This window comes from Neobacillus sp. FW104-15D2 (assembly GCF_058790155.1).
In genome coordinates this window covers 125,238-137,738 of the sequence record NZ_JBYTCJ010000001.1, presented here as the reverse complement: position 1 = coordinate 137,738, position 12,501 = coordinate 125,238, and the positions used below count along the sequence as shown (strand labels likewise).

Annotated in this window: 14 protein-coding genes and 1 other annotated feature; all 14 genes read right to left on the bottom strand. The window is 40.5% G+C overall.

The window, feature by feature from the left end; genetic code table 11:
* Window positions 1-11: 11 nt before the first annotated feature.
* Window positions 12-1,298 carry a solute carrier family 23 protein gene (locus tag AC3WR0_RS00735; RefSeq protein ID WP_492550550.1) on the bottom strand — a complete coding sequence of 429 codons (1,287 nt, stop codon included), beginning with the start codon at window positions 1,296-1,298 and terminating at the stop codon, window positions 12-14.
* A 227-nt stretch (window positions 1,299-1,525) separates the two neighbouring features.
* The gene (gene pyrR / locus AC3WR0_RS00730) at window positions 1,526-2,071 is read right to left on the bottom strand and encodes a bifunctional pyr operon transcriptional regulator/uracil phosphoribosyltransferase PyrR (RefSeq protein ID WP_027323319.1); all 546 of its coding nucleotides are present in this window, start codon (window positions 2,069-2,071) and stop codon (window positions 1,526-1,528) included.
* 144 nt (window positions 2,072-2,215) lie between these two features.
* Complete coding sequence (locus tag AC3WR0_RS00725; RefSeq protein ID WP_492550549.1) at window positions 2,216-3,127, bottom strand: RluA family pseudouridine synthase; 912 nt, start codon at window positions 3,125-3,127, stop codon at window positions 2,216-2,218.
* A complete protein-coding gene (gene lspA / locus AC3WR0_RS00720; RefSeq protein ID WP_166023782.1) occupies window positions 3,099-3,590 on the bottom strand; it encodes a signal peptidase II in 492 nt (163 codons plus the stop codon). Before lspA ends, AC3WR0_RS00725 begins: the two co-directional genes overlap by 29 nt.
* A gap of 66 nt (window positions 3,591-3,656) precedes the next feature.
* A complete protein-coding gene (locus AC3WR0_RS00715) occupies window positions 3,657-3,959 on the bottom strand; it encodes a hypothetical protein (RefSeq protein WP_492550548.1) in 303 nt (100 codons plus the stop codon).
* Between the two features lie 211 nt (window positions 3,960-4,170).
* A complete protein-coding gene (gene ileS, locus AC3WR0_RS00710) occupies window positions 4,171-6,936 on the bottom strand; it encodes an isoleucine--tRNA ligase (RefSeq protein ID WP_492550547.1) in 2,766 nt (921 codons plus the stop codon).
* A gap of 99 nt (window positions 6,937-7,035) precedes the next feature.
* Window positions 7,036-7,274 (bottom strand) — a binding site (T-box leader).
* 47 nt (window positions 7,275-7,321) lie between these two features.
* Entirely contained in the window at window positions 7,322-7,837 is a 516-nt protein-coding gene (locus tag AC3WR0_RS00705) for a DivIVA domain-containing protein (RefSeq protein WP_492550546.1), read from the bottom strand.
* An 88-nt stretch (window positions 7,838-7,925) separates the two neighbouring features.
* A complete protein-coding gene (locus AC3WR0_RS00700; protein WP_492550545.1) occupies window positions 7,926-8,699 on the bottom strand; it encodes a YlmH family RNA-binding protein in 774 nt (257 codons plus the stop codon).
* 126 nt (window positions 8,700-8,825) lie between these two features.
* On the bottom strand, window positions 8,826-9,089 hold the full coding sequence (locus AC3WR0_RS00695; RefSeq protein ID WP_492550544.1) for a YggT family protein: 264 nt from the start codon (window positions 9,087-9,089) through the stop codon (window positions 8,826-8,828).
* Between the two features lie 6 nt (window positions 9,090-9,095).
* Window positions 9,096-9,539, bottom strand: a complete 444-nt coding sequence (locus AC3WR0_RS00690) for a cell division protein SepF (protein WP_492550543.1) — start codon at window positions 9,537-9,539, stop codon at window positions 9,096-9,098.
* Between the two features lie 12 nt (window positions 9,540-9,551).
* Window positions 9,552-10,229 (bottom strand): YggS family pyridoxal phosphate-dependent enzyme, encoded by a 678-nt coding sequence (locus AC3WR0_RS00685; protein WP_492550542.1) that lies wholly within the window; start codon window positions 10,227-10,229, stop codon window positions 9,552-9,554.
* On the bottom strand, window positions 10,229-11,056 hold the full coding sequence (gene pgeF, locus AC3WR0_RS00680; protein ID WP_492550541.1) for a peptidoglycan editing factor PgeF: 828 nt from the start codon (window positions 11,054-11,056) through the stop codon (window positions 10,229-10,231). Before pgeF ends, AC3WR0_RS00685 begins: the two co-directional genes overlap by 1 nt.
* A gap of 65 nt (window positions 11,057-11,121) precedes the next feature.
* The gene (locus AC3WR0_RS00675; protein ID WP_027323308.1) at window positions 11,122-11,379 is read right to left on the bottom strand and encodes a YlmC/YmxH family sporulation protein; all 258 of its coding nucleotides are present in this window, start codon (window positions 11,377-11,379) and stop codon (window positions 11,122-11,124) included.
* A 93-nt stretch (window positions 11,380-11,472) separates the two neighbouring features.
* The gene (gene sigG / locus AC3WR0_RS00670; RefSeq protein ID WP_027323307.1) at window positions 11,473-12,252 is read right to left on the bottom strand and encodes an RNA polymerase sporulation sigma factor SigG; all 780 of its coding nucleotides are present in this window, start codon (window positions 12,250-12,252) and stop codon (window positions 11,473-11,475) included.
* Between the last annotated feature and the right edge of the window lie 249 nt (window positions 12,253-12,501).

Genomic DNA, 12,501 nt, shown 5'->3' with positions numbered 1-12,501 from the left:
TCGCTTTCGCTTTATGCGGATTTTTGTTCTTCAAAAAGATCTTCTTTTGCAGGCTCTCTGCCTGGGAGTACTAGATTTAACACAACACCAATAATCGCAGCAAGAGCCATACCTTGGATTTGGAAGTTTGCGACCTTGATAAATGCACCGCCGATTCCAATAACAAGGATTACGGATGCAATCACAAGATTACGCTTATCACCGAAATCAATTTTACTGTCTACCAGCATACGAAGGCCGGAGGAAGCGATGATTCCAAACAGGAGGATTGATACTCCGCCCATAACAGGTGTTGGAATTGTGCTGATTAATGCTGTCATTTTTCCAATAAAGCCGAATAATAATGCAATTACTGCAGCGCCGGCAAGGACGTACACGCTGTATACCCGAGTGATTGCTAGCACTCCAATATTTTCACCATAAGTGGTTTTAGGAGGTCCTCCGATCAGAGCAGAAATCATTGTCGCAGTTCCATCTCCTAAGATAGAGCGGTGAAGCCCTGGATCTTTAATATAATCTTTTCCTACTACCTTACTTAAGACGAGCTGGTGGCCAATATGTTCAGAAAGCGTCACAATCGCAACTGGGACCATCAATCCAACCAGGCTCCAGGTTACTTTTACTTTATAGTCGATAAAAGGGAAGATAAAATCAGGCATTTCAAACCAATGTGCTTTACCAACTGGTGCTAAATCAACCACTCCAACTGCAAACGCATAGATATAACCTACGACGATCCCTCCAAGAATCGGAATCATGCTAAGCATTCCTTTAGCATAGATGGAGAAAATTACAGTTGCTCCCAGGGCAACAAGGCCAACCGAGAAGTGAAGCATGCTGTATTTCCCAGCAGGGTTGTTCATTGCCATACCTACTGCAGTGCTGGAAAGTGAAAGTCCGATTACCACAATAACAGGACCAACTACTACCGGAGGAAGAAGGTTCATAATCCAGCGGTATCCTGCTTTTTTAATGACTAAAGAAACAATTCCGTATACAAGACCTGCCATAAAGGTACCGATCATGGCCGCTCCCGGACCGCCTGCCGCTTTGGCGGCAATGACCGGAGCAATGAAGGCAAAGGATGATCCAAGATATGCAGGAACTTTAAATTGAGTAATTAACAGAAAAGCAAGTGTTCCAAGGCCGCTTGAGATTAAAGCGATGGACGGGCTTAAGCCCACCAGATATGGAACAAGGATGGTTGCCCCAAACATTGCGAACAGATGCTGAATACTAAGTGTAAGCCATTGGGCCGGTTTTGGAACATCTTTTACATCCAGGATAGGTTTATTCATTATTTCTTTCTCCCCTTGTATTATATTTATTTTTGCAAGAAGAATTCCAACGGCTTGAGTGATAATAAATGATGCCGGTCTTTCCTGCTTATCTTTAACTTTCCTTAAAATCGCCTAAAAAAAACCCTCTTTGCCTGATGAGAAAACAAAGAGGGTAAATGGCTCAAAAATCTGAACTATTTTGTCTCCCTTTGTCAGCCTCACAGGACTGCCATTAAAAGGGTTATTTATTTTTCAAAAATGCTGACCTGATCAGCATTATCAATTTCCACAAGCTCTACAACGATTTTTTCCGAACTGGAGGTAGGGATATTCTTCCCTACATAATCTGCCCTTATTGGAAGCTCCCGGTGTCCGCGGTCTACCAGTACAGCTAGCTGGATAGAGGATGGACGGCCAATATCCATTAAGGCATCCATACCCGCTCTAACGGTTCTTCCAGTGTAAAGGACATCATCGACAAGAATTACTTTTTTATCTGTAATTTCAAAAGGAATATCCGATCCTTTTACAAGTGGTTCCTGGTTTTCTGTTTTTTTAGTAAGGTCATCACGATATAGCGTGATATCCAATTCACCAATGTTAATTGGAGTTCCTTCAATTTCCTCAATTCGATCAGCGAGGCGTTTTGCCAAGTAAATGCCTCTTGTTCGAATGCCAACAAGGATGCTGTCCTGAACACCTTTATTCTTTTCAATTATTTGATGTGCGATCCTGGTTAACGCTCTGCGGATTGCTTGTTCATCAAGTACTTCGGCTTTTTGTTCTGCCATAAAAAAAACCTCCCACCGGTTTTGGCGAGAGGTAACGTTTTGGCCAATTTACTGGCCCCTTGCATCCGTTTCCTTCTCAGCCTCACGGGACTGATTTAAAGGACTATTCAACTACAGTTATCTTATCTTACAAACTTCGACATGTCAATTATTAATTCTTAAAGTGCCAAGAATCTCTTCAAACTCTTTTGGGAGTGGAGCCTCAAACTCAAGGTATTCTTTTGTTCTTGGATGTTCAAACCCTAGAATTCCCGCATGCAATGCCTGACCATCGATATCAAGAGTCTTTTTCGGTCCATATTTCGGATCACCGGCAAGAGGATACCCAATATACTTCATATGGACCCGGATCTGGTGAGTCCTTCCTGTCTCAAGCTGGCATTCAATAAACGTAAAGTCCTTGAACCTTTCTATCACATGGAAATGTGTAACAGCATGCTTACCCTGGTCCACAACTGTCATGCTCTGACGGTCTTTTGGATCTCTGCCAAGGGGAGCATCTACCGTACCATAGTCATGCGGTATTACACCATGTACAATTGCTTTGTATTTTCTGGTAACCGTTTTTTCAACGAGCTGGTTTACCAGACTTTCATGGGCCATGTCATTCTTCGCTACCATTAAAAGACCTGAAGTATCTTTATCAATTCGGTGTACAATTCCGGGCCTCATGACTCCATTAATTCCTGATAAATCTTTACAATGAGCCATTAGCCCGTTTACCAGCGTCCCATTTAGATGTCCGGGTGCCGGGTGAACCACCATGCCTCGCGGTTTATTTACAACCAAAACATCACTATCCTCGAAATAGAAATCCAGGTCCATTTCTTGAGGGATGACATCCAATGGCTCAGGATCTGGAATAACAATTTCAATATTATCATTAACACTGCATTTATAATTGGTTTTAACTTTCTGCCCGTTAACCAGAACATGTCCATCTTTAATCCATTGCTGAACCTGTGACCTGGACCAATCTTCATTTATTGTGGAAACAGTTTTATCAATCCTGTCTCCCTTTTGTTCCTTAAGAACCGTGTGTTCCATTTTCTCCATATGATTTCTCCTTTGTTTCTCTCTCTTCTCGCAGCATTTGAATCATCAATAATGCCACACCGATGACAAGGGACGAATCTGCAACATTAAAAACAGGAAAGTTGTAACTGAAAATAAATGTATGGATAAAATCAACTACTTCTTTGCGAACGACACGGTCAATAAAATTACCGATCGCCCCACCTAGCATTAACGCAAGTGAAATGCCAAGCATCGGCTTTCCTTTTGCTGCTTTTTGCATGTAATAGATAATCCCAATAATCACAACTACTGTTATGGCATAAAAGAGCCACATCTGCCCTTGCAAAATTCCCCAAGCCGCACCTCTATTGCGATGGGATGTAATATAAAGAAAATCCTTTATTACCGTTATGCTTTCACCAAATTGCATTTTTGCAACAATCAGCCATTTTGTAACCTGGTCTAATAAAATAATTAAAACAGCAATCAAATAATAAAACACCGGAAAACCTCCACATTATGCGATGACTTCCCTAGCATTTTAGCACAACCTGCCTTCATCGTAAATCTAACGGTCAAAAAACAATACCTCATATGGTTTTTTATAAAAGAAATTTATAACAGCACAATCTTTCTCTGTCCTAAGTATAGGAACAATGGAAAGCAGGTCCTCGGGTAATAATTCCCCGGAAAATTCACATTCACCAAATGTCCCTTTTTCGATTTTTCCCATTGCATTCTGAACATCTGAAAGTTCCTCTTCCAAAATGCATGTGAACCACGTTTTATCCTTCAGATTACTTAAACGGTTTATCAATTCCTTTTCGGTATTACGGAGTTCCACATACAGCTTTTCAGTTGATGCCATCATATTAAATGCCTCCGTATAAGATTTTTTCTTATTATTGCCTGTGGTTTAAAAGCAAACCTTTAAAACTTTTGTCATCACCACTAGCAATTGTCGGAGGTGGAAATAATAACATTTTAATAAATAACATTTTAGTGAATAAAGTCCTTCTGCCGCGGAGCTGGAAAAACGCCCCTAAAAAACCCCATGCAGTAATTCGCACGGGGTTTTTTGATTATGCAGTATAGTTTTCTTTTACCACTTCTGCGCATCGAGGGCAAAGAGTTGGATACTCTTCTACCTTGCCTACCTCAGTTGAGACAGTCCAGCATCTTTCGCATGTTTCGCCTTCAGCTTTGGTTACAACAATAGCTGCAGTTTCAAGCTTTAATGCATTTTCCGGTGCATCATCGTAGGATCCTGCTACTTCAAAACCAGAAACGATAAAGAGCTGACCAACGCTCTCCTGGATAGAATTCAGCAATCCACGAGTCTTATCATTTACATACAATGTAACCTTTGCAGTAAGAGATTTACCGATCACTTTTTCGTTTCGAGCTTCTTCAAGAGCTTTGAGAACATCATCACGAAGCTTCAAAAATGCAGACCATTTATCTTCGAGTGCAAGAGCGTTTTCCAATGGCTTAAACTCAGGCATATCTGAAAGCTGTACACTTTCCTCTTTAACAGAAGGAATGAAGCTCCATACTTCGTCCGCAGTATGAGAAAGGATTGGTGCAGACAATTTTGTAAGAGCAAGCAGAGATTCATAAAGAACAGTCTGGATAGCACGGCGCTCATGATTGTCTTTTGCCTCGATATATAAAACATCTTTTGCAAAATCAAGATAGAACGAACTTAAATCAAGAGTACAGAAATTATTGATTGCATGATAAATACCTGCAAACTCATAATTTTCATAAGCGGAACGAACATATTTAATTAGTTTGTTTAGCTTTACAAGCATAAACTGATCTACTTCACGAAGCCTTCCATACTCTACCGCATCTGTTTCAGGGTTGAAATCAGAAAGGTTTCCAAGCAAGAATCGGAAAGTGTTACGAATTTTACGGTAAACTTCCGCAACTTGTTTAAGAATAGGATCAGATACCCGAACATCGGATTGATAATCTACTGATGCTACCCAAAGGCGGAGAATATCGGCACCAAGCTGATTCATAACTTTTGCCGGTACCACAACATTACCAATCGATTTACTCATCTTTCTTCCTTCACCATCAAGCGCAAAGCCATGGCTCAGGACGCCTTTATAAGGAGCTTTTCCTGTAACAGCCACTCCAGTTGATAGGGAAGAGTTAAACCAGCCTCGGTACTGGTCGGAGCCTTCCAGATAAAGGTCTGCTGGACGCTGCAGGTCATCCCTTTCTTCCAAAACAGACTGGTGAGAAGAACCGGAGTCAAACCAGACGTCCATGATGTCCGTTTCCTTTGTAAAACGTCCATTCGGGCTGCCAGGATGTGTAAATCCTTGAGGCAATAGCTCATTGGCTTCTCTTTCAAACCAAACATTTGAACCATTCGATCTAAAAAGGTCAGAGATATGATTAATGGTTTCGTCAGTAATGATTGGATCCCCGTTTTCAGCATAGAATACCGGTATTGGAACACCCCATGCACGCTGACGGGAAATACACCAGTCACCACGATCTCTTACCATGTTGAACAAACGAGTTTCACCCCAGGCTGGAACCCACTTAGTTTCCTTAACTGCCTCAAGAAGGTCATTACGGAAATCCTTAATGGAGGCAAACCATTGTGCAGTTGCACGGAAGATTACCGGTTTTTTTGTTCTCCAGTCGTGCGGATAAGAGTGGGTGATGAAGTTTAATTTTAGAAGAGCTCCTGCTTCCTCTAGTGCCTGAACAATTGGCTTATTAGCTTCATCGTAAAACAATCCTTCAAATCCTGGTGCTTCGTTTGTCATCTTACCCCGGTCATCAACCGGACAAAGTACTTCAAGACCGTATTTTTGACCTACATGGAAGTCGTCTTCCCCGTGGCCTGGAGCGGTATGGACGCATCCTGTACCTGCATCAGTAGTTACATGTTCCCCAAGCATAACAAGGGAATCACGGTCATAAAGCGGATGAGATGCAAGTATGTTCTCAAGTTCGCTTCCTTTTACCTTTTGTACTACTTCCGCATCTTCCCAGCCAAATTCTTTTTTAACAGACTCAAGCAGCGCTTCCGCTACAAGATATTTACTGCCATTTGCTGATACAACCACATACTCAAGCTCCGGATGTACAGAAATACCAAGATTTGCGGGAATTGTCCATGGTGTTGTTGTCCAGATAACAATGCTGGTATCTGTATCAAGCACACCTTTGCCATCCTTTACTTTAAATGCAACATAAATGGATGGGGATTTTTTATCTTTGTATTCAATTTCAGCTTCAGCAAGAGCGGATTCACTTGATGGAGACCAATAAACTGGCTTAAGACCTTTATAAATGTAGCCTTTTTTCGCCATTTCACCGAATACTTTAATTTGCTGTGCTTCATATGAAGGATTTAAGGTGATATAAGGGTTTTCCCAGTCTCCCCGGACACCAAGGCGTTTAAATTGAACTCTCTGGTTGTCAATTTGCTCAAGAGCATATTCCGCACATAATTTACGGAATTCAGCAACTGTCATTTCTTTGCGTTTAACCCCTTTATTCGTAAGCGCCTGTTCAATTGGCAGACCATGAGTATCCCAGCCTGGAACATAAGGAGCGTTATAGCCACTCATTGATTTAAAGCGAACAATAAAATCCTTTAAAATTTTATTTAGTGCATGGCCCATATGGATATCGCCGTTTGCATAAGGAGGTCCATCATGAAGGACAAACATCGGGCGTTCTTTCGTTCGCTCCTGCACCTTATTATAAATATTCATTTCCTCCCATTTTTCCTGAATTTCAGGCTCTCTCTTGGGAAGATTGCCGCGCATCGGAAATTCAGTTTGCGGCATGAGCAGTGTATCTTTATAATCCATTTTTTCTTCCTCCTGACACTATCATCATTGACAAATGATCAAAAAGTTAAAAGGTAGTGCCCGCTAATTTTTCAGAAAACAAAAAAACCCCCTCATCCCAATAGGGACGAGAAGGTTTTATTCCCGCGGTACCACCCTGATAGATCATGCGCTTATGCACATTTTCCACTTTTACATTCGTAACGTGAACAAAACGCCTTTGCTTAATAGCCTGTTTAGGCGTTCAGCAAGGAACTCAAGGGTGATATTCCAGCTTTCTGCTTATACCAGGCTCCCACCATCCCCGGTTCGCTAAAAAAAACAATTGAAAACTGTACTGTCCCTGTCAATGTCTTTTGACCTGTCAACTTTATTAGAAAATTATATGCGAAATGCCATCATTTCGTCAAGCCAGTGAATCTTCTTCCTCAGTGGCTTTCAGTTCAGTAGCATCGAGCTCATATTCAAGCAAATGATCCCAATCATCCGTGTTTAGCATATCAAGCTGAGCTTCAATCAGCATTTTAAAACGTGTACGGAAAACCTTGGACTGCTTCTTTAAATCCTCTATTTCCAATGCAATTCTTCTAGCTTTGGAAAGTGATTCATTTACTATCCTGTCAGCGTTTTTTTCTGCTTCCTTAATAATTAGCTTAGCTTCCTTTTGGGCATTTCTTTTTACGTCTTCCCCTGCTTCTTGAGCTATAATAATTGATTTATTTAGGGTTTCTTCAATGGTTGTAAAATGTCCAAGACGGTCATTTAAATCTTTAAGACGCTCTTCCATTTCTTTTTTCTCTCTAATGATTAACTCATAGTCCTTGATAACTTGATCAAGAAATTCATTTACTTCGTCTTCATCATAACCTCTGAATCCTTTGTTAAATTCCTTATTGTGTATATCTAACGGTGTTAAAGGCATGACGCCACCTCCAAATGTATCAGAATCATTATGTATTAAAGCTAATATTCGACATCTTTCACATAAAGTCCTTCATGGACAGGATAAATTATTTTTGCTTACCAATGATTATTCTGATTTTTTCCTTTTTCGTTACACCTTCCAGTGAAATGATTTTGACCCGTCCATGTCCCCTTACGGAAATAAGATCGCCCTCTTCACACTCAAAGGAAGGATTTTCAATGTTTGTCCAGTTCACTTTTACATGTCCCTGCTGAACCAACAGCTGTGATTTTTGCCGGGAGAGATTATGTATTCCAGAAACAACCGTATCAAGGCGAAGTGAAGAAACTGTAATGGATTGCTCTGTTATAGATACGCCAGCTGATATAGCTTCACTGAAAGCTACTTCCTTCAAAGTAACGGAAGCTCTGCCAATGGATTCAAGCTGTGAAGTAATATAATGGCCTACCTCCTGGGCAGCTAAAAACTGAATTCTGTCACCTTCAAATAGAATATCACCGTATTTCCCTCTCTTGAGCCCAAGCGACATGAGACTTCCAAGAACCTGAGGATGTTCAATGGTAACAAACTTTGAAGGATAGTCCACTTCATAAAGGCTAATTTGAAAATCCTCTTCCGAGGGTTCCATATATTCTGGATAAATAATGGCCCTTCTTCTTTCAGCGTCTTTAATTCCGCCAAAAAGATCCCATTTTACCAGGGGATGTTCACCTATAATAACCTTTAAAATATGCTGTTCCCTAGGATCAAGAAAATCAGTAAGCCTTGGTGCGTAGGCATTTTCAACATAATCCTTCCAATGCAGCACCTGGTCAATGAAATCTCGTTCCTCGGGCCTGAAATGCTGATATATATTCATTTCATACCTCTTTTAAAAGAACGTAAGCGCCCGATTTAAGTTCCAGGAATACATAACCTACCAGGGCGCTGAAATTTTAATCGTATTACCTTAAATATTAACAGTCTCTAAGCTTAGTTGTAGGTCTTAGACAAACCAAATAGCTAATCTTTGGAGTCCGCTTGAAGCGAGATTCAGTACCATAAACGCCACAATAGGAGAAATATCAATCATACCAATTGCCGGAACGAATCTCCGGAAAGGATTAAGATACGGTTCGCAGATTCTGCTTAAGAATCGGCCAACAGAGCTGTTTTGAGCATTTGGAAACCAGGACATTAAAATATAGATAATTAATATCCATGAATAATAGTAAAGCACTCTTTGCAGAAGATAAAATACAATTGCCATTAACTTCTACCACCTCGTGTCTCGTAAATCATGCTCCTGCATGATTTCTGAAATCGTTCCTGAAACTTCTACATTGTCCGGCGTACATAGGAAGATACTGCTTCCTATTCGTTGAATATCACCGCCGATGGCATAAACAGTGCCGCTTAAAAAGTCCACAATACGCTTTGCCTGGTCATGTTCAATCCGCTGCAAATTAACAACAACTGCCCTGCGGTTTTTTAAATGATCAGCAATATCCTGAGCCTCTGCATATACCCTCGGCTCTACTAATACTACTTTGGAAGCTTTTTGAACACTTTGAAGACTGACGACATTTTGGCTTTTGGCAGCAACCGGCTGCTGCCTTTGCGGTTTTACCGGCTCTACTTCCTCAACATATTCCTCTTCTGTATAATCATATTCATCATCTAGAAAGAAAAATGTTTTGATTTTTGATTTAATGCTCATTTATTGCACCTCCTAATCTTCTTCTCCAACTAATGCAGTTCCGATCCTCACCATGGTTGCTCCTTCTTCTGCTGCAATGGAATAATCGTTTGACATCCCCATTGAAAGTTCCCTGCACGGAGCATGGTTAAACTGGCATTTTTGTATATCTTTTTGAAGGTTTTTTAGTGTTTTGAAACAATTTCGCAGTATATTTTCATTATCGGTATTTGGGGCCATTGTCATTAGCCCGTCAACAACAATCTTTTTGAGAGGAGCCAGCTGCTCAATAAAATTAATAACATCCTCCGGACTCATTCCATGCTTGGAGTCTTCACCGGAAACATTAACCTGCACAAAGCATTTGATTGGATTTTTAGCTCTTTTATTAATTTCTTCAGCAAGCGACAAACGGTCAAGTGAGTGAATATATTGAACCTTATCAATAATATTTTTGACCTTCCTGGTCTGAATGGACCCGATAAAGTGCCACACAGGCTTGTCCTTCATTACTTCCCACTTTTTTAATAGCCCTTCGTCCCGGTTTTCTCCTAAATCAAGAATACCCGCCTCAACAGCCTCAAGGGCCCTTTCGGTACTGACATATTTAGTAACCGCAATTATTTTTATATCTTCAGGATTTCTTCCTGCCCTGCGGCAGGCTTCTTCTAACTTATTTTTAATGTCCTTAAGCTTTTCTGCAACTTCCATTATGGCTTAACTTCCTCCTTCCAGCCGATAAAGGCAGCCATTCTTCCAGTCTTGCCGGAATCACGCCGATGGGAATAAAAATGATCCTGATCGCAGCTGGAGCAGAGGCTGGTAACGCTTATATTCTGTTCTGGGATGCCAGCGGCCATCATAATCAATTTGTTTGTTTCCTGTAAATCAAGGCTATACTGCCCTTCTTTTATTTGATTATAGGGCTTTTTTTCGACAGATTCTAGTGTATTTTCTACGAAAGTAATAACACGGTCATCCACAATATAGCATTTTCCGCAAATAGAGGGCCCAATTGCTGCATATATTTCAGATGCCTTAATACCTTCCTTCTCCCAAGCCTCTGCCATATTCCGGGCAATACCATGGACTGTTCCTTTCCAGCCGGCATGTGCACAGCCAATCATACCTGCTTTTGGTGCAATAAAAAAAAGGGGGACACAATCAGCAAAACAAAGAGTCAGCAAAATCCCCCGTTCTGACGTATAAAATCCATCCGTGCTTTTAAAGGCGTTCTCATAGGAACGGGCTCCCAGCCCGCGATCTGAAGCCGAAATTTTTCTTACAAATACTTCATGCGTTTGTTCGGCTCCAACCCAATTGTCCAAAGGGAAATCGATCAATTCAGCTAAACGATCCCTATTTTGGCAAACCGATGTCTGATCATCCCCCACATGAAAACCAAAATTCAAACTGGAGAAGTGATCCTGGCTGACTCCACCATTCTTAGTGGTTATTCCTGCAGTAAGTCCGGGAAACTGCTCAATCCAGTTTTTGATTAGAAAAAAGGAGTCATTTTGTAAAATAAACGGTTCCATTTCTTACCTCGCGCTTTTTCTCTATAGTTTAACATAAAGAGCCAATAAAAGTGTTATTTCTAGGTTTATTCAATCGATTCGGGAATTTTTCCGTTAAATCTGACAAGAACTACATCTTCACCTATTTTGAGAATATTCCTCCATGGGATTACAATTTCATCCTCTTTACCAAACAACCCTAAAACTCTGCCGTTTTTATTAATTACAACTGATTCAATTTTTCCAGTATCAAGGTTAATTTCTATATCCCCTATATTTCCAAGATTTTTTCCATTGGCGACATTGACAACATCCTTTATTTGAAACTCTGAGATTTTTATCATCTTCCTCACTCCTCTTTCCTGCTATTTATAAATATATGTATAGGATCGCCTAATAATTTCTGGATAAAAATGAAAAAGCTGCCCATTGGCAGCTTAGCTCTGGATATTTTTATTCATTTGTTTTATTGCAGCTTTTTCAAGCCTTGAGACCTGAGCTTGGGAGATTCCTATTTCATCTGCAACTTCCATTTGAGTTTTTCCCTGAAAGAATCTTTTGCGGAGAATGAGTTTTTCCCTTTCATTCAATCTTCTCATTCCCTCTTTCAGTGCGATCTCTTCAATCCAGTGAATATCCTTGTTCTTCTCATCACTTAGCTGGTCCATCACAAAAATTGGGTCTCCCCCGTCATTGTAAATCGGTTCAAATAGAGAGACAGGATCCTGTATTGCGTCGAGGGCAAAAACGATTTCCTCATGTGGCACTTCCAGTACACGGGCGATTTCTTCAGCTGTTGGTTCACGGGATGTTTCGCTCATCAATTTTTCTCTTACCTGCAGTGCTTTATAAGCAATGTCACGCAGTGATCTCGATACACGTATGGGATTATTATCCCGAAGATAGCGTCGAATTTCTCCTATGATCATTGGAACTGCATATGTTGAAAATTTAACGTTTTGACCTAGGTCAAAGTTATCGATTGATTTCATTAGACCAATACAGCCAACCTGGAATAGGTCATCAACGAATTCGCCACGATTGTTAAATCTCTGGATGACACTTAATACCAACCTTAGGTTCCCGTTGACAAGCTTTTCACGCGCTGTAATATCGCCATCTTGCATTTGTTTGAAGAGCAGTCTCATTTCTTCATTTTTTAAGACAGGAAGTTTTGATGTATCCACACCGCATATTTCAACTTTATTTCGTGTCAATCATTTTCCCTCCTCATAGGAGCTGCTGTACAAAAAACAGTATCTCCGAGAGCAGGAAAATTATGCACATCCGTTTTTTTACTCAAGAAGGAAAAAGGACCAAAAAAGCGGACATTTCCTTAATAAATCAAGGTGAAAATTTATTTGTGGGAAGCGAAAAAAAAGATTTTTCAGTATAGGATTTTTGTTTATTATCTTTTCTGTTAATCGCCACTAAGCTAATGCTTTTTTCATTTTACGCTGGCTTAT

Excerpts from the sequence above, each read along its gene's own strand:
- AC3WR0_RS00685 (WP_492550542.1), bottom strand. The coding sequence starts at position 10,229 with ATGGAAGTTGCAGAAAAGCTTAAGGACATTAAAAATAAGTTAGAAGAA.
- AC3WR0_RS00675 (WP_027323308.1), bottom strand. The coding sequence starts at position 11,379 with ATGATAAAAATCTCAGAGTTTCAAATAAAGGATGTTGTCAATGTCGCC.
- ileS (WP_492550547.1), bottom strand. The coding sequence starts at position 6,936 with ATGGATTATAAAGATACACTGCTCATGCCGCAAACTGAATTTCCGATG.
- AC3WR0_RS00715 (WP_492550548.1), bottom strand. The coding sequence starts at position 3,959 with ATGATGGCATCAACTGAAAAGCTGTATGTGGAACTCCGTAATACCGAA.
- AC3WR0_RS00690 (WP_492550543.1), bottom strand. The coding sequence starts at position 9,539 with ATGAGCATTAAATCAAAAATCAAAACATTTTTCTTTCTAGATGATGAA.
- AC3WR0_RS00705 (WP_492550546.1), bottom strand. The coding sequence starts at position 7,837 with ATGCCTTTAACACCGTTAGATATACACAATAAGGAATTTAACAAAGGA.
- pgeF (WP_492550541.1), bottom strand. The coding sequence starts at position 11,056 with ATGGAACCGTTTATTTTACAAAATGACTCCTTTTTTCTAATCAAAAAC.
- AC3WR0_RS00725 (WP_492550549.1), bottom strand. The coding sequence starts at position 3,127 with ATGGAGAAAATGGAACACACGGTTCTTAAGGAACAAAAGGGAGACAGG.
- AC3WR0_RS00695 (WP_492550544.1), bottom strand. The coding sequence starts at position 9,089 with ATGGCAATTGTATTTTATCTTCTGCAAAGAGTGCTTTACTATTATTCA.
- AC3WR0_RS00700 (WP_492550545.1), bottom strand. The coding sequence starts at position 8,699 with ATGAATATATATCAGCATTTCAGGCCCGAGGAACGAGATTTCATTGAC.
- AC3WR0_RS00735 (WP_492550550.1), bottom strand. The coding sequence starts at position 1,298 with ATGAATAAACCTATCCTGGATGTAAAAGATGTTCCAAAACCGGCCCAA.
- pyrR (WP_027323319.1), bottom strand. The coding sequence starts at position 2,071 with ATGGCAGAACAAAAAGCCGAAGTACTTGATGAACAAGCAATCCGCAGA.